At 48.1% G+C, this 20,054-nt stretch carries 21 protein-coding genes and 1 riboswitch; of the genes, 13 read left to right on the top strand and 8 right to left on the bottom strand.

Features of this window, described 5'->3' with window-relative positions; all coding sequences use genetic code 11:
* The first annotated feature begins 3 nt into the window (after positions 1 to 3).
* A complete protein-coding gene (locus AB432_RS25475; RefSeq protein WP_048034668.1) occupies positions 4 to 804 on the top strand; it encodes an alpha/beta hydrolase family protein in 801 nt (266 codons plus the stop codon).
* Here the strand turns inward: AB432_RS25475 and AB432_RS25470 are convergent.
* Together AB432_RS25470 and AB432_RS25465 are read right to left on the bottom strand one after the other, a co-directional pair.
* Entirely contained in the window at positions 801 to 2,621 is a 1,821-nt protein-coding gene (locus tag AB432_RS25470; RefSeq protein ID WP_048034667.1) for a sensor histidine kinase, read from the bottom strand. The genes AB432_RS25475 and AB432_RS25470 overlap by 4 nt on opposite strands.
* Positions 2,622 to 2,626: 5 nt before the next feature.
* Positions 2,627 to 3,637: a BMP family ABC transporter substrate-binding protein gene (locus AB432_RS25465; protein ID WP_048034666.1), complete on the bottom strand. Its 1,011-nt coding sequence runs from the start codon at positions 3,635 to 3,637 to the stop codon at positions 2,627 to 2,629.
* 168 nt (positions 3,638 to 3,805) lie between these two features.
* Between AB432_RS25465 and AB432_RS25460 the strand changes: the two genes are divergently transcribed.
* Positions 3,806 to 3,997 carry a hypothetical protein gene (locus AB432_RS25460; protein WP_048034665.1) on the top strand — a complete coding sequence of 64 codons (192 nt, stop codon included), beginning with the start codon at positions 3,806 to 3,808 and terminating at the stop codon, positions 3,995 to 3,997.
* Positions 3,998 to 4,116: 119 nt separating this feature from the next.
* Complete coding sequence (locus AB432_RS25455) at positions 4,117 to 4,470, top strand: response regulator (protein ID WP_048034664.1); 354 nt, start codon at positions 4,117 to 4,119, stop codon at positions 4,468 to 4,470.
* A gap of 66 nt (positions 4,471 to 4,536) precedes the next feature.
* Here the strand turns inward: AB432_RS25455 and AB432_RS25450 are convergent, their stop codons facing one another.
* A complete protein-coding gene (locus AB432_RS25450; RefSeq protein WP_048034663.1) occupies positions 4,537 to 5,523 on the bottom strand; it encodes an ornithine cyclodeaminase family protein in 987 nt (328 codons plus the stop codon).
* 17 nt (positions 5,524 to 5,540) lie between these two features.
* Entirely contained in the window at positions 5,541 to 6,842 is a 1,302-nt protein-coding gene (locus AB432_RS25445; protein WP_048034662.1) for an MFS transporter, read from the bottom strand.
* Between the two features lie 225 nt (positions 6,843 to 7,067).
* Here AB432_RS25445 and AB432_RS25440 point away from each other — a divergent pair, with 225 nt between their 5' ends.
* The 3 genes from AB432_RS25440 (at position 7,068) to ald (ending at position 10,213) form a co-directional block, all read left to right on the top strand.
* Positions 7,068 to 7,637, top strand: coding sequence for a helix-turn-helix domain-containing protein (locus AB432_RS25440; RefSeq protein WP_048034661.1), 570 nt, complete (start codon positions 7,068 to 7,070; stop codon positions 7,635 to 7,637).
* 81 nt (positions 7,638 to 7,718) lie between these two features.
* Entirely contained in the window at positions 7,719 to 8,957 is a 1,239-nt protein-coding gene (locus AB432_RS25435) for a PucR family transcriptional regulator (RefSeq protein WP_048034660.1), read from the top strand.
* A 131-nt stretch (positions 8,958 to 9,088) separates the two neighbouring features.
* Positions 9,089 to 10,213 (top strand): alanine dehydrogenase, encoded by a 1,125-nt coding sequence (gene ald / locus AB432_RS25430; RefSeq protein WP_047073211.1) that lies wholly within the window; start codon positions 9,089 to 9,091, stop codon positions 10,211 to 10,213.
* Between the two features lie 57 nt (positions 10,214 to 10,270).
* Here ald and AB432_RS25425 read toward each other — a convergent pair whose 3' ends face one another.
* From AB432_RS25425 to AB432_RS25415, 3 genes are read right to left on the bottom strand one after another with little or no spacing between them, the layout of a single operon-like run.
* On the bottom strand, positions 10,271 to 11,449 hold the full coding sequence (locus AB432_RS25425; RefSeq protein ID WP_048034659.1) for a Ger(x)C family spore germination protein: 1,179 nt from the start codon (positions 11,447 to 11,449) through the stop codon (positions 10,271 to 10,273).
* Positions 11,446 to 12,828 (bottom strand): spore germination protein, encoded by a 1,383-nt coding sequence (locus AB432_RS25420; RefSeq protein WP_048034658.1) that lies wholly within the window; start codon positions 12,826 to 12,828, stop codon positions 11,446 to 11,448. The genes AB432_RS25425 and AB432_RS25420 overlap by 4 nt, the downstream gene beginning before the upstream one ends.
* On the bottom strand, positions 12,818 to 13,918 hold the full coding sequence (locus tag AB432_RS25415) for a GerAB/ArcD/ProY family transporter (RefSeq protein WP_048034657.1): 1,101 nt from the start codon (positions 13,916 to 13,918) through the stop codon (positions 12,818 to 12,820). Before AB432_RS25415 ends, AB432_RS25420 begins: the two co-directional genes overlap by 11 nt.
* Positions 13,919 to 14,069: 151 nt before the next feature.
* Between AB432_RS25415 and AB432_RS25410 the strand changes: the two genes are divergently transcribed.
* The 6 genes from AB432_RS25410 to AB432_RS30910 all read left to right on the top strand — a co-directional run bounded on the left by AB432_RS25410 (position 14,070) and on the right by AB432_RS30910 (position 18,540).
* Positions 14,070 to 15,161 carry a quinone-dependent dihydroorotate dehydrogenase gene (locus AB432_RS25410; protein ID WP_048034656.1) on the top strand — a complete coding sequence of 364 codons (1,092 nt, stop codon included), beginning with the start codon at positions 14,070 to 14,072 and terminating at the stop codon, positions 15,159 to 15,161.
* 133 nt (positions 15,162 to 15,294) lie between these two features.
* Positions 15,295 to 15,489, top strand: a riboswitch (cobalamin riboswitch).
* Between the two features lie 143 nt (positions 15,490 to 15,632).
* Positions 15,633 to 16,397: an energy-coupling factor ABC transporter permease gene (locus tag AB432_RS25405; RefSeq protein ID WP_048034655.1), complete on the top strand. Its 765-nt coding sequence runs from the start codon at positions 15,633 to 15,635 to the stop codon at positions 16,395 to 16,397.
* Positions 16,394 to 16,678, top strand: a complete 285-nt coding sequence (locus tag AB432_RS25400) for an energy-coupling factor ABC transporter substrate-binding protein (protein WP_007718520.1) — start codon at positions 16,394 to 16,396, stop codon at positions 16,676 to 16,678. The genes AB432_RS25405 and AB432_RS25400 overlap by 4 nt, the downstream gene beginning before the upstream one ends.
* Positions 16,675 to 17,472: a cobalt ECF transporter T component CbiQ gene (cbiQ, locus tag AB432_RS25395; RefSeq protein WP_048034654.1), complete on the top strand. Its 798-nt coding sequence runs from the start codon at positions 16,675 to 16,677 to the stop codon at positions 17,470 to 17,472. The genes AB432_RS25400 and cbiQ overlap by 4 nt, the downstream gene beginning before the upstream one ends.
* Positions 17,469 to 18,317, top strand: a complete 849-nt coding sequence (locus tag AB432_RS25390; protein ID WP_048034653.1) for an energy-coupling factor ABC transporter ATP-binding protein — start codon at positions 17,469 to 17,471, stop codon at positions 18,315 to 18,317. The genes cbiQ and AB432_RS25390 overlap by 4 nt, the downstream gene beginning before the upstream one ends.
* Before the next feature lie 55 nt (positions 18,318 to 18,372).
* Entirely contained in the window at positions 18,373 to 18,540 is a 168-nt protein-coding gene (locus AB432_RS30910; protein WP_173629170.1) for a hypothetical protein, read from the top strand.
* A 282-nt stretch (positions 18,541 to 18,822) separates the two neighbouring features.
* On the opposite strand, the gene AB432_RS25385 is transcribed toward AB432_RS30910, so the two are convergent.
* A complete protein-coding gene (locus tag AB432_RS25385) occupies positions 18,823 to 19,284 on the bottom strand; it encodes a DIP1984 family protein (protein ID WP_048034652.1) in 462 nt (153 codons plus the stop codon).
* A 198-nt stretch (positions 19,285 to 19,482) separates the two neighbouring features.
* Between AB432_RS25385 and AB432_RS25380 the strand changes: the two genes are divergently transcribed.
* Positions 19,483 to 19,977 carry a hypothetical protein gene (locus AB432_RS25380; protein WP_048034651.1) on the top strand — a complete coding sequence of 165 codons (495 nt, stop codon included), beginning with the start codon at positions 19,483 to 19,485 and terminating at the stop codon, positions 19,975 to 19,977.
* The last annotated feature ends 77 nt before the right edge of the window (positions 19,978 to 20,054 follow it).

The raw sequence follows: 20,054 nt of genomic DNA, 5'->3' as shown, positions 1-20,054 counted from the left end.
AGGATGCAGCTAGATACTTCACCATTTGTCGCATGTACATCCGAGGAGACAGTCCATCCGGGAGTGCGGCTCTATACCGTCAGCTACTACAGTCAAGACTTGCTGGTAAAAGCTGCCTTGGCTGTTCCAGAGGCCTATTTTCAGGAGGGAGCATGTTTGCCAGCTCTCCTGTATTGCCGAGGCGGGATTAAAGGAGTGGGACGGGTCCGACCTGAGAGAATCAGCCAAATGGCCGCCTTTGGCTACGTGGTCCTCGCCCCTCATTACCGTGGCAACGAAGGCGGAGAGGGCCGGGATGAATTCGGTGGGGCAGACAGGCATGATGTGTTTGCTGCATTTGAATTGCTCCGCAATCTGGAGAAGGTGGACAAGGAGCGAATCAGCGTCTACGGCTTTTCACGCGGTGGCATCATGGCCTTGTTTGCTGCAATGGAGTGCAAGGGCGTATTATCCTGCGTCGTATGGAGTGGCGTCAGCGACATGTTTTTGACCTATGAGGAGCGGGTTGATCTGAGAAGGATGCTGCGTAGAATCATCGGTCACCCGCGCAAGCAGGAGGATGCCTACCGCGATCGGACGCCTTTGTATCGGATGGACGAGATTTCTTGCCCTGTGCTGATCATACATGGAACAGAAGATGAGAATGTGGGAGTGGAGCATGCTCATAAATTGGCAGATGCGCTGACGCGGGCAGGCAAACCGTATGAAAAATGGCTGGCGCAAGGGGCCAGCCATCTGTTTGTCGGGGAAGAAATGGAGATGTATACGCGCAAGATGTTCGCTTGGCTGGATGCGCAAGCCTAATCTTCTTTTGGTGTAAGCGGAAGCGTAATGATGATTTCCGTTCCTTTTCCCAGCTTACTGTTCACGTGCAGCTCCCCACCGTGGTTTTCGACCATTCGTCGGGAAATCGGCAGCCCCAGTCCTGTTCCATCCTCTTTTAAGGAGAAGAACGGATCGAATATACGTACCAGATACTCTTGAGAAATGCCTTCTCCCGTGTCTTTGACATGAATATGGACAGCCTGATCGTCCAGGCGGCTTTCAATGGAGAGAACGCCGCCGTCTTTCATGGCTTCAATGCTGTTTTTCATTAAATTTAACAGGATTTGCTTTAATTGCTCGACATCGACGTGAATGCGAATGCTCGGATCACAGTGATCTACGATTTCAATCCCATGTAGCATAGCCTCGGCATTCATCAAGGGAAGAATCGAATGAACGACACCGGTTAGCGCAACCTCGCGATAATCGGGCTTGGACGGTTTGGAGAGCATCAACAACTCCGTCACAATGCGGTTGACCCGTTCAATTTCCTGCAAAATTAAGGGCAAATAGTACAAATCGCGCTCTTGATCCGATAAACGCTGTTCCAATAGCTGAATAAAGCCGTAGATGACCGTTAGCGGATTACGAATTTCATGAGCGGCTCCCGCTGCCAACTGACCGACCATCGCCAGCTTCTCGGATTGATTCAAGTACTCTTGAATTTGCTCCTGCTCCGTAATGTCCAGGAAGGCGACCATCCACCCGGTTTCCTGATCGTGGTGATGATTGTGCAAAGGGATGTAGGAGACCAGGGCAATGAATGGCGTGTCGTCTTTTTTGTACAAGGTCATTTTGCGATTGACGAACCAGGGAGTCGGCTCGTTGCATGTGGGTGCTTCAAAGGAAACCTTGGACACGGGGTAACCGTGATCGTCGAGCTTGACCAAATGCTGTGCCAACTGGTTTACATGAAGACCGACTGTCGCATGGGAGTGAGTAATAATCCCAACAGGCAGAGAGTTTAAGATTTGCTCCCGGATGTTTTTTTCTTCGGTCAGAATTTGCCGTTGCCTTTCATCTTGTGCGAATAGATTGGCGATGCTACTCGACATTTTGTTGAACTCCTGCGCCAACTCAAGGAATTCGTCTTGATGGGTATAGACGATTTGTTGGCCGAATGTTCCTTTCGATACTTCACGCGCTTGCTGCATCAGAGACTGGATCGGGCGCAACAGCTCATTGCGGAAGTAAAACGTACAGAACAGCCCAAACAAGATAGAGGCTACAGAAACGGAATACGTCAGGATCAACGAGACTTTGATGCTCTCATTTGAATTCTGAAACTCTTTGTTCGTCTGATACTCGAGCTGATTGAGTGAAAAGGACAGATCGCGTTCCAACCGGTCGAGCAATGGCTGTACTTCATTGGTAAGGACATAGCTGACGGCGGGAACATTCCCTGCTTGCAGCAACGGATTGATTTTGTTCAAAAAAATAAAGTCCAGTTTTGATATCGATTCAATAATCGTAAACAAGCCACTGTTCGCCTCCGTTTTGGGAAGCGAGGAAAAACGAGCCGTATCGATCAGATTTGTATAGTACTGATCCAGGTAAGACTCGTTGCGCGTCAATGTATACATGTTCAACGCATATGTCTTGGTGTAAATCTGGTTTTTGACTTCCAATAAGGCGCTCGTTTGCGGTAAGAGGTTTTGTGTCAAATACACTTCATCAGAGGTGACCTTGGTCATTTGATAGCTGAACAGGGTCGTTACGCAACCGATGAGAAGCATCATTACGAGATAGCTGAGCATGATTTTTTTCTGAAATCCGAGATTGCTGAAAAGGGGCATGCTGATTAACCTCCATACGAGCCACGGGAAGGAATGAGATTTTGCAGTTCCCGTTCTAAATCTTCACGTACATTTGCTGGCACCATGTGTCCGAATTGACTGAGATGGTTGACTCCTTCGGCAAGTCCGTACATAACTTTTCCATTGGGGAGATCCCCTTGAATAAACTGTTCCATGATGATGCGGTAGCACTGACGAACATCCTGCATCATGGAGGCCAGCACGAAGTCAGGAGCGATGTAGCGCTGATCAGCAATATATCCGATGGTGAATACTCCTGCGCGCTGCGCTTCTGTAATCACTTCGAGATTGAAGCTGTCGCCTGTGGTGTAGATGACATCCACACCTTGTGCAATCATGTCGCGAGTCGTGCGAATGGCCCCCTCAATATCATTGAAATCAGGAACTTTTCCCACGACGATAGTGGTTTTGGGCGACGCCTTTTTCACGCCATCGATAAAGCCTTCTACTTGATGGAGTTCTGTGGGCTTGTCTACCATGATGTACCCGACTTTATCCGATTTTGTCATTTTGGCGGCTAGGATACCCACGAGCTTGCCAGCAGGCTTCATATCGTAACGAATCGTGGTCTGATTCGGATGCGGAGCCTCTCCGTTAAAGGAAACAAAGTGTGTTTTCGGATACCGAAGCGCCACGTCTGTAAAAGGATCAGAGAAGATGAGGCCATGACCGAGTACGAGATCATAGTCGTTGGCTGCATATTTCTCAGCCACCTTCGTAATCTGCTCCGGTTTTATATTATTGGCGATTTCGAGTGAAAAGTTAAATCTTTTTTGCAGTTCTGTCATACTCTCCAACGCACTGCTGTTCCAGCCCTGATCATAAGTGGGGCCCTCCAGCAACAGGGCGACACGCACTTTTTCAGAAGAATGGCTGCTTTTATTTATGACTTTATCAAGATGCTTCATGCTTGTAACGAACTGACTGGTAATGAGCAGAAGCAGCCCGACTACCAAACCGGTAAATAAGACGGGAAATGGCAGCAGCTTTGGCATGCGGGATTCCTCCATAGAAAAAAAGCATAATCCACTTGAAAATATAAATACACGTCATGCCTATTATATCGGTTCTCTGAAGGTTGTGCATGGAAAAAAGGGATACGGACAGGCTAATCGTATGGAGAACATCCTGCACAGCGGGAACAGAAGGGAGGCGTACACGCGATGGAAAACGATATGGTGGAAATCCCCCAGATTCATATTCCGGATGAGGTCACACAGGTCGATCGACCAGAAATTGGAGAGACCACTCCACACCCGAAACCAGACAGCCCTCTGGCGTCGAGCGGGACAGCTGAACCCGCCAGTGATAGCGATTCGAAAGAAAGCAGCGAGCGAATCGGCTTTATTTCATAATACCGATCGGAGTTCGCGCCATTCGACAAAAGAAGTCATTTTCTCTCGTGGACAAGGCTTGCGATTTCTGCAAAAGTAGGAAGTAGAATAGCAAGCGAGATGCGAGGGGATAAGACTGCATGGCCCGATTGCTGATAGTAGATGACGCAGCCTTCACGAGAAGGGTGCTGACGGATATGCTAGGCGAACAACATGAAGTTTGTGGAGAAGCGAGCAATGGTTTGGAGGCAATTGAAAAGTACAAGGAGCTCAAGCCAGATATTGTCACCATGGATATTACCATGCCGCACATGCACGGGATTGAAGCCATGCGTCACATCTTGGATTTTGACCGTGATGCCAAAATTTTGATCTGCTCGGCAGTCGGGCACCGGCAGAAGGTGCTGGAAGCGATGAAAACAGGAGCGAGTGATTTCGTCGTGAAGCCTTTTCAAAAAGAGCAGATACTTGATGCCATCGCCCGACTTTTGTAAACCGGAAAAAGCAAACAGCCGCCAAATCCCGGGTGGGAAGGCGGCTGTTTTTTTAAAAACCAGGATTTACAAGCTGATTTCTGTTCCAATGCCATTTGCTTTCGCCCGTTCATAGACCGTTTTGGCAACGGCTGTGTCCAAATAGGCAACACCCACGGATTTGTACAGCGTGATTTCGTCATCGTTTTCTCGGCCAGGTTTTTTCCCAATCAGAATGTCTCCCAGCTCAGCGTGCATTTGTTCAAAGCTCCATTCACCGTGTTCAATCGGAATGAGCAGATCGCCGGCTTCGTGCTGGGCTCCCTCGAGTGTATCGACCACGACTTTGCTGTTTTGTACAGTAGTCAGGTCGACCTCCTGCATATGAGGAAGAAAAGCACCGATGGCATTGATATGCGTACCAGGACGCAAGCGTGTTCCATCAAACAACGGGCTGGTAGCCTTCGTGCTGCAAATCACAATTTCGGCATTCGCCACCGCTTCATTGGCATCATCCATAACCGTGATTTCGCCTTGCCACTCGGGGTAGAGCGAGAGCAGTGTTTGTTTCATTTCGTCCGCTTTCTCACGTGTGCGGTTATAAAGATAAATGTTTGTCAACAGACGGACTTCCATGACGGCTTGAATTTGTCCGATCGATTGTGCCCCGCATCCCAATACAGCGCAGCTTTGCGCATGTTCTTTTGCCAAGTATTTGGTTGCAACGCCACTGCTTGCACCTGTGCGCATAATCGTCAAGAGGCTCGCGTCCATCATCGCCACATGCTGTCCGGTTTTAGCTTCGGTCAACACGATTACACTTTGGAGTGCTTTGATATCGTGCTTGTGATTCTCAGGGAAAATGCTGATGATTTTTACCGCTACGTAATCGTCCGTTTCCAAATAGGACGGCATGTATAGACTGGTTGCTCCGTATTTCGGATGGTCAATGGCAGTACGAACAGGGGTGGTAACGTTTCCCAGCATATGCTCACGGAAGACGTGTTCCACATCTTCCAAGCAATCTTTCATCGTATAGATTTGTTCAATGTTTTCACGGCTTAATACTAGCATCTCATTCTTCCTTTCCATCAGGATTCGTCCAAATCCAAATCCTTTGTTTCCTTCGTAGCAGAAACCGCAATGAGAGAAATAACCCCGGAAATGACAATGTACAAAGCGATTGGCACCCACGAGTTAAAGGAGCTTAACAAGGCAGTAGCGATCAGTGGAGCAGTACCGCCTGCCAAAGCAGCACCGAGCTGGTAGCCAACCGTTACCCCAGTATAGCGTACATTTGTACTGAAAATCTCGGAGAACATCGTACCCAATACAGCTGTGACCGGAGCCCAGAGAATCCCGAGTCCGATGACTGTAGCGACGGTAAGCCAGAGAGCTGATTTCAATGACAGCATATAAAAGTAAGGGAATGCAAACAGCATCATCGCTATCGTTCCCACGACATACAAAGGCTTTCTTCCTACTTTATCTGACAGCATGCCCATGTACGGAATCGCGATGGTTGTCACTAATGTGGCGATCGTCACGGCATTGAGTACCGTTATTCGGTCGTAGCCCAAGTAGTTCGTCGCGTAGGCAATAATAAACGTCGAGAAAATATAGAACGGTGCCGTTTCTACCACTTTGGCTCCGACGGCAATCAGAACAGCTTTCCAGTGATAGCGAAATGTATCTACGATGGGAACTTTCGCAATGTTCCCCGTCTTTTTTGCTTCTTGAAAAGCTGGCGTTTCATCGATGCCATTGCGAATCCAGAGTCCTAAAAAGACGAGCGCTGCACTCAATAGAAACGGAATTCGCCAGCCCCAAGACATGAATTGATCATCGGGAAGCGCACTCATTAAAGAAATGGCCAACGTACCGAGAAGCATACCGATCGTTACACCCATTTGCGGGATACTCCCAAAAAAGCCGCGTCTGCCTTTGCCGGAGTACTCTACGGCGAGAAGCAATGCGCCTCCCCATTCGCCGCCGATCCCTAAGCCCTGAATCAAACGCATCATGACGAGAAGAATCGGAGCCCAGATGCCAATAGCATTGTAATCAGGCAGCAAGCCGATTAAGACGGTAGCACCTCCCATCAGCGACAACGTCAAGACCAGCGTCTTTTTACGACCGATTTTGTCCCCGATATGACTGAAGATCACGCCACCTAAAGGCCGGATGAAAAAGGGAAGACCAAATGAGAGATAAGAGAGCAGTAAGCCTACAGTTGGATCAGACGAAGGAAAAAATAGCTTGTTGAATACGAGCGATGCCATGGTTCCATACAGAAAAAAGTCAAACCATTCAATGGAGCTGCCAATCAGGCTCGCGACCAACGCTTTGTTTTGAACCTTTTTGGAAACGCCCGCTTGTGTTTGTAATGCCATCGGGTAATCCTCCTTTGTCGGTAGATATTGAAGTGTCACTTCAATTTCAGAGTGAAGTAGTACTTCAATTTTCACAAATAAAACGATTACAAATCTGATAATAATAAAGATTATAAAATGCAACACAATTTGTGGCAATAGTAAAAATTGATACTTATGCTAACTTTACAACTTTTTTCGGGAAAGAGTATGATAGACCTATCCTTTTTACGGCGAGGTATGCAAATGGAACCTACCATTGGTGTATTAATCAAATCGCTTCGTGTCGGCAAAAAGAAGACACTCAAACAAATTGCGGAAAAAACACAGCTGTCGATCAGCTTTTTGTCCCAAGTAGAGCGTGGGAAGTCTTCCATTACGCTAGAGTCATTGAAAAAAATTTCGGAAGCCTTGGGAGTGAGCCCAGGCTATTTCTTTTCGGGTGAGTCGAGTGGAGGGAATGGGCAGGTACGCAGAGCGAGCAAAGAGCGGTCTGGGCTTTTGCATGCGCCTTTTGTGTATGAGGACCTGTCCGGTGATTTGGAGAATCCGTCGCTGGTACCGATTCTTGTCACGCTTTCACCGCATGGAGAAAAAGGCACGCCTTTTGTACATAAGGGGCAAGAGTTTATCTACGTCCTTGAAGGTGTGTTGACTCTTTTGCTGGGGGAAGAGGAGCATGATTTGTTCCCTGGCGACAGCATTCACATGGATTCATCCGTTCCGCACAACTGGGTGAACCGTACAGGAGAGGTCACCAGATTCCTTTGTGTCAATTCGCATGACAGCGACATGATTCCGACCGCTTCTTATTAATTGACCGAGAGCATTTAGCGAAGTCATGTTTTCTACTATAATAGAGGAACGCGTAGAAAAGAGCGGTAAAGAGGTGAAAGTGTGCCCGTAGAGCCTAACTATTTTCAACAGTATCAGCATGCTGATATCGAAGAATTAGCTGATGTCATTGGAGAACTTTTGCAAAATCCGATAACGGTTGAAGATGCCGATCATAAACTGATTGCTTACAGCTCACACGGAGAAAGCACAGATGAAGCGCGCTGGTCTACCATCATGGGGCGACGGGTACCGGAAAAAGTGCTGACGCGCCTTTGGAAGGACGGCGTATTTCAGGAGCTGTTAACGCAAGACGACCCCGTACACATCCCGGCCAAGGACGAAATCGGTTTGGGTAAGCGTGTGGCGATAGCCATTCGCAGAGGGAGCGACGTGCTCGGTTACATTTGGGCACAAGAGGTGAATCGACCAATTACCCGAGACGATGATGAAATTCTTCGTCAGGCAGCACGCGTAGCCGTCTCGCGTCTCATCCAACGGCAGGGAAAACGCAAGGCGGAGGAGCAGCGACGCAAGGAATTTCTATGGGAGCTGTTGCTGGGGAATCACAGTAGTGAGGCTGCCATTCGCCAAAAAGCGGACACCTTGCAGATGCAGCTTCCGACCTCTTATTTAATTTGTATTATTGAAGCGGCAGGAGCCCGTCTGGACCAGTACTTGTATCCGTTGCTAATGCGTGACAAGCTGCTCTGGGTTGTCGACGGCTCGCAAATTATCTTATTGATCGGTTTGTCCGATGCGAAAAAAGACAAGAGTGACGTGCTCATTCGCAAGGTGGAACAGTTCCTCGCCGACTCGCTCGGCAAGCTCGAAGCACATGTCACGGAAGGACGCCAGGTAATTGCTGGGTACGGGAGAGATTACAAGTCTTATACGGATATTGTGAAAAGCTACAGGGAAGCGCTGCATGCGCTCAAGATCAAAAAGCTGTTTCCGCAGGAAAATGAGGGGATTCACGGGTATCACGAGCTAGGGATTTATCGATATCTACTACAACTGAAGCAGTGGGAAGAGGAGCAGGGCTACCAGAATGAACGGCTGGAAAAGCTCAGACAGTACGATCGCGACAACCAGACCACGCTCTTGACGACATTGGAGACTTTTTTGGATGCCGCTGGCAAGGTCAACAAGACAGCAGAGCGCCTGCATATCCACATTAATACGTTGAGCTACCGACTGAGAAGAATTGAGGAGATCATGCGTGTCGATCTCGACAATATGAACCAGCGGGCTGCCTTATATTTAGAGTTGAAAATAGCCAAATTAGATGGGGAACAGTAGTTTGTTTGTGAATTTTCACAAATGAAAAGACGCTAAAATTAAAGGAATCTCCAAGGAGTATGCCCGAAGATACGCTGTACAATAATAGTAACCGCAAAGAAATTGGCGTTTCCAAGGAGGACATACTTATCATGATCGTTGGAATTCCAAAAGAAATTAAAAATAATGAGAACCGCGTAGCCATTACCCCGGCAGGTGTAGCTGCTCTGGTACAAAACGGACATTCCGTTCGTGTAGAAACAAGTGCAGGGCAAGGCAGTGGTTTTACGAATGAAGATTACAAGGCAGTAGGCGCTGAGATCGTAGAAACAGCAGCAGAGGCATGGGCGTCTGACATGGTAATGAAAGTAAAAGAACCACTCCCTGCTGAATACGGATATTTCCGCGAGGGTCTGATTCTGTTTACGTATTTGCATCTCGCACCAGAGCCTGAATTGACTCGTGAATTGATCGACAAAAAAGTGATTGCAATCGCTTACGAAACCATTCAGCTCGACAATGGCGCTCTGCCTCTGTTGATGCCGATGTCTGAAGTAGCAGGCCGCATGTCCGTTCAAATCGGCGCACAATTCTTGGAAAAGCAATACGGTGGAAAAGGTGTTCTGCTCGGTGGCGTACCAGGCGTACCAAAAGGCGAGGTAGTCGTAATCGGCGGCGGGATCGTAGGGACGAACGCAGCGAAAATGGCGCTTGGACTGGGTGCAAATGTGACGATCATCGATGTAAACGCAGACCGTCTGCGCCAACTGGATGACTTGTTCCAAGGTCGCGTTCAGACGCTGATGTCCAATTCCTTCAACATCGCAAACGCTGTGAAAAAAGCAGATTTGCTGGTAGGCGCTGTACTCATTCCAGGTGCTCGTGCTCCACGTCTGGTAACAGAAGACATGGTAAAAGAGATGTCACCTGGTTCTGTGATCGTAGACGTTGCGATTGACCAAGGCGGATCGATTGAAACCGTTGACCGCATCACTACTCATGACAAGCCAACCTATGAGAAGCACGGTGTGATTCACTACGCGGTAGCCAACATGCCTGGCGCAGTCGCTCGTACATCTACATTGGCCCTGACCAACGTAACCGTTCCTTACGCGGTACAATTGGCGAACAAAGGCTACGCACAAGCAATTCGCGACAACAAAGCATTGGCAAAAGGCGTAAACGTCATCGACGGCAAAGTCGCTTACAAAGCTGTCGCTGATGCGCATAACCTGCCGTATGCTTCTATTGAAGAAGTTTTGCTGGTGAAAAACTAGCTTCAACGGTAAATAGAAAGAAGAAACTGCTTGTCCGAGCTTCGGCAAGCAGTTTTTTTATTTATTCGGCCCAAGCGGGTCAGGGTATTTGACCGAGTCCATCTTCATTTTTCCAGAATCACTTAAGAACATGTGGACTTGAATTTGGGCCAGGGAATCAGGCGTGAGCTTATTGTGCTTGCGAATTTCGTATTTTCGCCATGCTTGGTAGTCTTTTTTAAACAAACTTTCCTCCAAGCTATAGAGATCAACCCCTGCTTTGACTCCTTTTAGAAACGTCCCGCGAATTTGCTCGGCTATCTGTTCTTCGGAGTTTTTTCGTACGAAAGCAGGCGTAACAGGACTCATCATTTCGCGAACGAACCCATTAAGTCGGACATTGACCTGATAACGAGGATGCTCTCCGGTGGTAATCGGAGTGATGTCCAATTGGACGTGCTCAATGCGCATTGTTGCTTTGGGAGTGTTGTTTTGTCTCACAATGAGCCCAGCAAATTTCGTGTTACTATTCATCCACCGAATCCCCATTAAATCACGATTGGGGAAATACCCCTGCCAATTTGCACGATGAATGGCGTGGATGCCATCGATGGATAGACGAGAAATGAAACGGTTATTTTCTTTCCAGGAACGCTCGTACAGCGTGATGTTTGGTAATAACACGGTGTTTGACGGCTCCCAAAAGTTCGAGATAAACCGATAAAATTGGATCGGCTCGATAAACGAACGCTGCTCGTAAACATCCTTTGGCTGATGCAAGAGAGAGTCCAATGGAGAAAATCCAACCAAAGAATGAGAGCTTAATACTCTGTCAATCGGCTCCCGCGTTCCGAATACCCATTTGGTGTAACGAATCAGTCCGTATCGATTCATAATATCGTGGGTGGAGATCACTCCCTTTTGCAAGATTCGCTCATGAAAGACGAGGGAGGATACAAAGCCTAGAAATACGGGTACCTGCGCATTTTTTTGCAGGTTATCAAAGGCAGACTGAAGTGTTTTCCCTTTTCCGATCGAAATGGTCGCAGGTGGTGCTTGAAGGGTGGTCGATGACTCCTGCTTGGCGACGGTAGACAGATCGGTGGATTGGGCGTATAAAACATATTCATTGTTGACGTAATCAATGCCAATAGCAGATAAGTAGCGAAGGTCCTGAATCGATTTCTGGTCCCAGCAGCCGCTAAGAAGAGTCGTTGCTAACAGCAGCATAGCAGAAGCAATCCGCATGCCCTTCATTTATGATCGCCACCCTTAGCCGATCTCGTTCGAAAAAAACTGGTCATGGATTTGAACAAGACTATGAGCAGTGTGGACAAGGAGTTGGATGAACCCATCAAAATATACGATCTGCCAAAGGACGTCAAGGTAGACAAATAGTATACGATGGCAATATTTCCGAGGATAAAGCCGTACATGCCGATGGTTGCGGAAAGGAAGAAAACAGCAAAACGAGCCACGGTAACGGCTCCGCTTAATGCCTGGTTGACCAGTGTGAAGGAGGCAACGACTGTAAGGGAGCCGATAAACAGCATGGAGGGCGATGTCAGTCCTGCACGAATGGAAGCATCCCCGATAATCAGTGCGCCGACTAATGCTAGTGTCTGCCCGACGTTTTTGGGCAAACGGGCACCTGCCTCGCGCAGAAATTCAAAGATAAACAAGATAATAAATAGCTCCATCGGCGCGGAAAACGGCAGTCCTTTTCGGCCTTGTGTAACGGTAGCGAGCAATTGAAAAGGATATTGCTCTACATTATAGGCCGACAGGGCAATCCAAAAGCCAGGCAGAAAGATTGCGATCCAAAATCCACCCAGGCGCAGCATGCGTTCCAGCCATACATAAGTAACAGGATACTGATCATCTTCGGGAGATTTGATTAGTTCGAGCAAGGTAACAGGTGCCACGATTGCCAAGGGTGAGCCGTCTATCAACACGATCACTTTACCTTGCAAGAGCATGTAAATCGCAAAGTCAGGACGTCCCGTATAATCAACTAACGGAAACAGCGAACGAGTATTGTCACTGAGTAATTTTTCCAGGATAGCGCTATTCAAGATTTTTTTTGACCTACAATTGAGGAGCCTCTCGCGCATCATCTCCACGAGATCCGAAGATACCCCATCTGTGATATACATCATCGCAACTCTTGTACGCGAGCGCGTTCCGAGAATAAAAGGCTCGTAGGCCAGGGTAATTGTTCGCAGACGCTTGCGGATGAGAGCCACGTTTGTGGAGAGATCCTCGACGAAGCCGTCGCGGGGACCTTTGATCGATATCTCTGTATTGGCTTCCTCAGGGCCACGCTCCGGCCGATTGGAGATGTCCCAAGCGAATGGAGGGGAGTCTCCAATGAAAATCAGCAAATCTCCTGCAAACAGTCGCTCCACCCACAACTCTGGGTTCGTGAAGAGTGGGAAAAGAGGCAGGGAGCGCAAATCACCAATAGCCAGGAATCGCTCCAATTGCGGCAGCGCCGTATCTTGTAATTGACGAATGTCTGCAAGTCCTTCGCAATAAAGCATCAATACAGGCTGGTCCTCAGATGTGACCGTGCGCAAAAAAACGACGTCCGCACAATGCGCGAGTTTTTCCCGCAGTTCCTCTTCAAGGGTCATAAGGGGCCTCCTCCTGTCTGGATGGTTTGCGCAGGGATAGCAGGATGAGCGCGAGTGAGACAACAATCATGGTGACGAAGTAAAGTGGGTAGTATACACGCGATAAGAAGGCTACGAATTGCATGTCGCTGTAAGGGAGGCTGGTGAAGGCGATCATGCTTCCGCCGAAAAACAGCATCATGAATTTGCGTTGCTTTCGAGTTCGTATCGTGATCAAATCTCCTAAAAGAATCAGGCAAAGCGTTATTCGAATAAAAGCACCAGAAAGCCATTGAAAAATCGAGAAAAACTCCATGTTCTCGATGTCTTTTCCGATTGTGAGTAGCCGCCATTGTTCAAATGCAGGAAAACGTTGACGAGCGGACTCCACAGGTCCAAATTCTGCAATTGCTCCTGTCAGTGGGCTGAGTGTCAACAGCAGCGTGATACCGAGCATGACAAAAAAGTGTACGAGACGAAACGGCTTTCGAACGTGATGCTGGAGCAAAAGGAGCAGAAACAGCTCGGTGAAACCGCCGCCAACGTAAAGCATCCCATGTAGCAGCGGACGAAAACCGTTTTGGAAAAGCGGGAGCAAAAAACTATAATCCTTTTTGGGAATATTGCCAAAAGCGACGAAAAATCCGAGCAACACGACTACGGGGAGCAAGACGCCTGCTGTGATTCCAACGGAGGTCATACCTCCAATAGAAGCGAGTACACATAGCCCGACCAAGGCTAAAGCGGTCACCCACTCGGGTGTACGAGGCAAGTAGTTTACGGTTGTCCAAGTTTGCGTATCGATCAGATTCGTCAGCGCCATTAGGTACAGGCAGATCATGATTGGAACGAGCAAGAGATTGCTGACGATTTTTCCTGACCGTTGTGAAATCCATTCATACAAAGATTGTTGATCCAAACTTCGATTAACCACAAACAGCAAATACGCCCAGAAGGAAAAAGGGATACCAGCAAGTAACACGCTCAACCAAGCATCTCTTCCGGCTTTACTCAATAAGAGGGGGATGACGGTTACGTGGTTCGTAATGCCGATCGTCAGCATCATCACCATAATGGCTTGACCAATCCCGATTTTTCCGTCCACTTTCATGAAAGACTTATCCCCCTGTGCGTGGTGGTGCTGTTAGGATTTGCCTGCTTGCTTGGAAATATGTATCACGTATAAAGGTTACATCCGTCCGAAAAAGTATGGTATTCTACTATGAGGTAAAAAGGTAGAAACGGAGTAAGGAGTGCAGCCGATGTATCAGCTCATAAGAAAATATCTATTCCAGCAAGATGCGGAAGAGATTCATGAAAAGACAATTGGTGCCTTAAGGCTGGTGGAGGATTCTGCTCCAGGCAAAAGCATCCTGAAGATGATCTATCAGGTAAAAGACCAGCGATTGGAGAATAAGCTGTGGGGAATGACGTTTCCGAATCCAGTCGGACTTGCAGCCGGTTTTGATAAAAATGCAGAAGTCTATCATGCGTTAGGTGCTCTTGGTTTTGGGTTTGTGGAAATCGGGACGTTGACGCCGCAGGGGCAGCCAGGCAATCCGAAGCCGCGTTTGTTCCGCTTGCCGGAACATCAAGCTGTCATTAACCGGATGGGCTTCAACAATCACGGTGCGTATTTGGCTTCCCAGCATTTGGTCGATTACGCATACTCAGATGTTCCGATTGGGATTAACATCGGAAAAAACAAAGTAACGCCGAATGAAGAGGCGGCCATCGACTATAGCAAATGTATGGACATGCTCTATGCATACGGTCACTACTTCGTCATTAACATCAGCTCTCCGAATACCCCGAATCTGCGTGACTTGCAGGAAACAGAGAGCTTGCGTCATTTGGTGCGTGCAGTAAGGGAAAAGGCATCTGAAATGGAAGCACGTTCCATCAAGAAAAAACCGATATTGCTGAAAGTAGCACCAGACATGTCGGATGAGCACATGCGCGATGTTGTTCACGCTGCTGTGGAAGAAGGCATTTCCGGAATTATCGCTACCAATACGACCTTGTCACGCGAGGCGGTTTCCGGACATCGATTTGCCGAGGAAGCGGGCGGCTTGAGCGGAAGACCTCTTACGGAGCGTTCCACTGCTTGGGTGAAGGAGATTTATCAAGAAGTAGGAGACAAGGTACCAATCATCGGTGTCGGGGGCATTTATAACGGCGAAGATGCCTACGCGAAAATCCGAGCAGGAGCCAGTCTCATTCAGGTGTATACAGGGATGATTTATCAGGGCCCAGGTATTGCCAAGCAAATCAACAAAAAGCTGCTCAAACTCATGCAGCGGGATGGTTTTAAACATATTAGTGAAGTAATTGGTGTAGACGCAAAAGAATAGAGAGAACAAGTACGCATAGGTCGATGGCTCCGTTTGTAGTGGGGCATCGACTTATGCGTTTTCGCTTATATTCTTCCGATTTATGTAGTGATCCGGTATAATGATGTGGGACAAACATGAATTATCTGTCAATTGTATATTGTCGGCGTTAGGTGCCTTTATGTGAAGCATAAAGGGTAACAGGGAATCGGGTGAAAGTCCCGAGCGGTCCCGCCACTGTAACCAGGGAGCTCTCTTTGAGAAGGAAACCACTCATTTTCGTATGGGGAAGGACAAAGAGCGCATGGATCTGGAAGCCAGGAGACCTACCTATAAGCCACACCCACAGAACCTTCGCGGAAAGGAGCGGTGAATACGGGCAATGAGGCTGTATAGTCAGTCTGTTGTTTTGTGTGCACAATCTCGTCCAGTGATGGATGGGATTTTTTTGTTTGTAGGAATAGAACGAAAGTCAGTGAAGGGGGAAGGAACATGAATCGATCTCGTCTGGTATCTACTGGTCTGATGATCGCGGGGTTTGTCCTGTATTTTTTGCTCAATGAACCAGAGACAGGACATGCGATGCACATCATGGAAGGGTATTTGCCATTATCCTGGGCCTTATTTTGGTGGGCTGTCTTCTTGCCGTTTTTTATACTTGGGATTCGCTCGATTAACAAGATTGTAAAAGAACATCCCGAAATGAAGCTCCTTATTGGCGTTGCTGGAGCGTTTGCGTTTGTTTTATCTGCACTGAAAATCCCTTCGGTTACAGGCAGCAGCTCTCACCCGACTGGAACAGGCCTTGGCGCCATTATGTTTGGGCCTTTTGCGATGTCTGTGTTAGGGAGTATGGTGCTCTTGTTTCAAGCCTTGCTCTTGGCACATGGAGGCTTGACTACGCTAGGAGCAAATGCTGTATCCATGGCGGTAGTAGGACCACTGGTGGCATACGGAATCTATCGAATGATCATGAAAGTGGGCGGAAGCCAGCGTCTGGCTGTTTTTGCGGCGGCTGCTTTGGCTGACCTCGCTACGTATGTGGTGACTTCCATTCAACTGGCGCTCGCATTCCCGGCTGAATCTGGTGGAGTGTTGGCCTCGTTTGCCAAATTTGCAGGAATTTTTGCATTCACGCAAGTGCCGCTCGCAATCAGTGAAGGGCTGTTGACCGTTCTTGTTTGGAACTGGTTGTTATCTTACAACGCAAAAGAGCTTACACAGCTTCGTTTGCTCAAACGGGAGGAATCGCTGTGAAAAAAGGATGGAACTGGCTATTGCTCTTGGGGGTAATCGTACTGGCGATTGTCCCGTTGTTGCTGGTGCAGGATTCGGAATTTGGCGGCGCAGACGGCGTGGCGGAGGAAGCGATCAAGGAAATTGCCCCGAACTACGAACCGTGGTTCCAGCCGCTGATAGAACCGCCAGGAGGAGAGACGGAGAGTCTATTGTTTGCGGTGCAGGCGGCGTTGGGAGCGGGAGTGGTTGGCTACGCTGTGGGTTTGTACAAAGGTCGGTTGGATAAGCGGAAAAAATGAACGGGCTCCAACTTGATTCTCTCTCTTATCAAAACAGGCTGAAACGTCTGCCTCCAGCACATAAGCTATTGCTGGCGAGTGCATTGTTACTGCTCGTCCTGGTGGGACATGTATGGATGCAGATGGCGGTCGTTGTCTGGATGACGGTATGGGTAGTAGTGTATGCCCGTATTCCTGTCCGTATCTACTGTGCCTTTATGATCGTGTCGCTCTCGTTTTTCATGGCGGGGCTCCCTGCCCTCTTGGTAGAAGGAGCGAGGGCAGGAGAAGTACAGGTCCAGGTCGCGGCAGTATGGGAACTGGGTTCGTATGTTCTCTATGTGCCGATGTCTTCCTTCAGTAAAGTTTGGATCTTATTTTGGCGTACCATGGGGAGCTTATCTTGCTTTGCCTTCATTTTGTTTACCGTGCCGTTTGCCGAAATCTTGCAGGTGCTTCGCTGGCTCCGTATGCCTGTCATTGTGACTGACTTATTAATGATCATGTATCGGTTTATTTTTGTGTTGGTAACGATTTCTCACCAGCTCTGGATTGCCCAACGTTCTCGTGGAGGTCATCGCGGCTTCCGCGCGACGCTTCGAGATGCAGGAGTTCTCGTTGCGCAATTGTTTGTCAGAGCGATGCGCAAATATGAAGCCTTGCACAAAGGGATGGCGGCTAGAGGCTTCGGGGAGAGCATGCAGGTGCTCGCGTTTCATACCCACGCTCGCTCGCGACGCTATGAATGGGAGTCAATCGCAGGTTGTATGCTGCTGGTACTGCTTGAGTGGTGGACAGGAGGTTGGCGGTTATGACATCACGGTTGTTAGAGTTCATCGATTTGCAGTACACGTATCCGGGAGGGCGGGGACCCGTCCTGTCTGGGTTATCCTTATGGATTCCAGAGGGGAAAAAATGTGTCCTTTTGGGACGAAATGGCTGTGGGAAGTCGACCTTGTTCTTGCATGGAAACGGGATCATCGAGCCACAGCAGGGACAGGTGCTGTGGAAGGGGAAACCGCTGGTCTACAAGCGAGCCGCCCTGCAAGAAATGACGCAAAAGGTAGGTTTGGTCTTTCAAGATCCCGAGCATCAGCTGATCGCAAGCACGGTCGCGGAAGATATATCCTACGGTTTATGTAATCAAAAGCTGCCTGTGGACGTAATCCGGGCAAAGGTAGAAAAGGTGCTGGATGCATTCGGGTTGAGAGAGCTGGCAGAAGCTCCGATTCATCATTTGAGCCTGGGACAAAAACGGCGTCTCGCACTCGCAGGGGTCATGGTCATGGAGCCCGAGCTATTGCTGTTGGACGAGCCTACTGCGTATCTGGATCGCTATCAGACGAAAAATTTACTGCGGGAGCTCGATGCCATTCACCGGCAAGGAACGACTGTTTTGATGGCGACACATGATATGGATATTGCCTTTGAATGGGCAGAGTGGATTTGCATCATGGATGAAGGCAGGCTTGTGTTTGCGGGAGATCCGCAGGAGGCATTGGAAAATAGAACTATGCTGGAGAGTCTTCATCTGGGTATGCCGTTGCTCGTTGATGTGTGGGAGGCACTCCCTGAGCAGTGGAAGCGGGAACTTGGCGGAAATATTCCACGTTCGGTCGACGAGCTGCGAAAAATGCTCAGTGTTCAGCGAGTGTGGTGAATGGAGTGGCCGCTTTCGGGTAAGCTAACCCCAAAAAGCCATGGAGGTATGCAGTATGGAACAAGAAGATTCTGTCGGGAGTTCATCTGTCCCGAATCATCAGGAAAAAGGAATTTCCCGCCGCGTGAAGGATGAACTGTTGTATCAAGTTTTGGAGAAAGATATGACTACCGTCGAGCAGGAAAAAAAGCTAAAAGATGATTATTTAAAAGGAAAGGCGTAAAATTGCGCCAAAAAGCCCTTCTCGCCACATAAAGGCGTGAAGGGCTTTTTCATGGAATGATCCCCGTACCCACCCTCGTCTGTCAGACAAAATCAACACACGGTAGTTACAATACCTTGTACGCATTACTCATGTCACATTACTGGGCGTTTTATGTAAGAGAGGGATTTGAACCCTCAGGGTTGCCCCTCGACCCGACCAATGAGTTTTCAACATTAACCCTGTTGAATGGGGACGTGTTCGCCTTTTGCAGACAGACTACCGACTTCCATGTCTCTTACGTCAGGTTTCTTGCAGCTCCGTTAACCAGTTGAATTGTTGAATGCTTGCATCCAGTTCCCGGTACTGCTTGGACAGCTCGTCGACTTGCTTTTGCAACTGGGCAATATTAACAGTCGAGCAAATCTTGACCTCCGAACGGCTGTAGCGATCATGCTTGACTGTAGCTGCTTTGATCAGGTCGGCCAGCTCATTGCGTTTTGAACCGAGAACATCACGTTTGGTTAACGCATCGGAGAGCGTCATTGTCTCGTTAAAGCGGCAAGACGCATTGGTTCGATTGATTTGCTGAACAATACGTTCGAGCTGGTCAAACAACTGATACAGCTCAGATAAGAGATCGTTAGGATTTTCAGGAGGAAGCTCGCCTTCCTGAACCTTTGCGCTGTTATGCAAACGGTGCCCCAACTGTTCGATCCGTTTTTGATAATCGGCACGAATGATTAACGCTTCCGCGAGTTTCACAACTGTACCCCCCTATACCAATCTGATTGTTTATACGCTTGTTTGTTTGATTGGTTGTGGTGAAAAAAATAAAATATGGTAAAATTTGATTTTTGCTGAAAAGGTAAGAAGATTTGTGCGAATTTTGTAGGGATATGTCCATTCATCACGAATAACGTAAAGAAGGCACTTACTTACAATGGGAGAAGTGATGAGGTTGTGATTTCAACTTTGAATAAGACGCTATGCGTTCAGCAACTCGTAGAAAAATTAAGAGACAAGCAGCTTCTTCATGTACCAATCGCTGATCTTCGAGAATCCAATAAAGCGTTGTATGAATACGTCAATCAGCTCAATGACTCGATTGCGATCATTCCGACCACGATTAATTCTGTCATTACAGGGGTCATCCGCTTCCAGGAAGGGTACTTTATTACCTTGGGCATGCTCATTTGGAAAGATGCCAACAAAAAAGGAGCGTTCAAAGAAGGGACATTTCTTTTGTACAAGCATGACGCTCATGATTCGATTGAGGATTGCGTCCATATTACCAATTCCATCGAAAATCACAATTTGATGGAAAGCTTGTTCTTTGCGTGCTGCGAGAGCAAGGATGGCGATTCCGTGCTTTCCTATTCGCATATCGAGCATGCGATTACATACGGAGAGCTGTATCGTGACATGAAGTCCAAAATCAAAAAAGGGTTTGCGTAATTACTGCAAAACGAGGTGGAAAAGCTTTACATTCCGGATTTTGAGTGATATACTGCTTTAAATTTTAAAAATTTCCA

Source organism: Brevibacillus brevis, assembly GCF_001039275.2.
Taxonomy (GTDB): Bacteria; Bacillota; Bacilli; order Brevibacillales; family Brevibacillaceae; genus Brevibacillus; species Brevibacillus brevis_C.
Note: the sequence above shows the minus strand (reverse complement) of the source record. Positions and strands in the feature narration are given on the sequence as shown.

What these genes read in the sequence shown, in the direction of transcription:
- AB432_RS25475 (WP_048034668.1), top strand. Translation starts at nt 4, where the DNA reads ATGCAGCTAGATACTTCACCATTTGTCGCATGTACATCCGAGGAGACA.
- AB432_RS25470 (WP_048034667.1), bottom strand. Translation starts at nt 2,621, where the DNA reads ATGCCCCTTTTCAGCAATCTCGGATTTCAGAAAAAAATCATGCTCAGC.
- AB432_RS25465 (WP_048034666.1), bottom strand. Translation starts at nt 3,637, where the DNA reads ATGCCAAAGCTGCTGCCATTTCCCGTCTTATTTACCGGTTTGGTAGTC.
- AB432_RS25460 (WP_048034665.1), top strand. Translation starts at nt 3,806, where the DNA reads ATGGAAAACGATATGGTGGAAATCCCCCAGATTCATATTCCGGATGAG.
- AB432_RS25455 (WP_048034664.1), top strand. Translation starts at nt 4,117, where the DNA reads ATGGCCCGATTGCTGATAGTAGATGACGCAGCCTTCACGAGAAGGGTG.
- AB432_RS25450 (WP_048034663.1), bottom strand. Translation starts at nt 5,523, where the DNA reads ATGCTAGTATTAAGCCGTGAAAACATTGAACAAATCTATACGATGAAA.
- AB432_RS25445 (WP_048034662.1), bottom strand. Translation starts at nt 6,842, where the DNA reads ATGGCATTACAAACACAAGCGGGCGTTTCCAAAAAGGTTCAAAACAAA.
- AB432_RS25440 (WP_048034661.1), top strand. Translation starts at nt 7,068, where the DNA reads ATGGAACCTACCATTGGTGTATTAATCAAATCGCTTCGTGTCGGCAAA.
- ald (WP_047073211.1), top strand. Translation starts at nt 9,089, where the DNA reads ATGATCGTTGGAATTCCAAAAGAAATTAAAAATAATGAGAACCGCGTA.
- AB432_RS25425 (WP_048034659.1), bottom strand. Translation starts at nt 11,449, where the DNA reads ATGAAGGGCATGCGGATTGCTTCTGCTATGCTGCTGTTAGCAACGACT.
- AB432_RS25420 (WP_048034658.1), bottom strand. Translation starts at nt 12,828, where the DNA reads ATGACCCTTGAAGAGGAACTGCGGGAAAAACTCGCGCATTGTGCGGAC.
- AB432_RS25415 (WP_048034657.1), bottom strand. Translation starts at nt 13,918, where the DNA reads ATGAAAGTGGACGGAAAAATCGGGATTGGTCAAGCCATTATGGTGATG.
- AB432_RS25410 (WP_048034656.1), top strand. Translation starts at nt 14,070, where the DNA reads ATGTATCAGCTCATAAGAAAATATCTATTCCAGCAAGATGCGGAAGAG.
- AB432_RS25405 (WP_048034655.1), top strand. Translation starts at nt 15,633, where the DNA reads ATGAATCGATCTCGTCTGGTATCTACTGGTCTGATGATCGCGGGGTTT.
- cbiQ (WP_048034654.1), top strand. Translation starts at nt 16,675, where the DNA reads ATGAACGGGCTCCAACTTGATTCTCTCTCTTATCAAAACAGGCTGAAA.
- AB432_RS25390 (WP_048034653.1), top strand. Translation starts at nt 17,469, where the DNA reads ATGACATCACGGTTGTTAGAGTTCATCGATTTGCAGTACACGTATCCG.
- AB432_RS30910 (WP_173629170.1), top strand. Translation starts at nt 18,373, where the DNA reads ATGGAACAAGAAGATTCTGTCGGGAGTTCATCTGTCCCGAATCATCAG.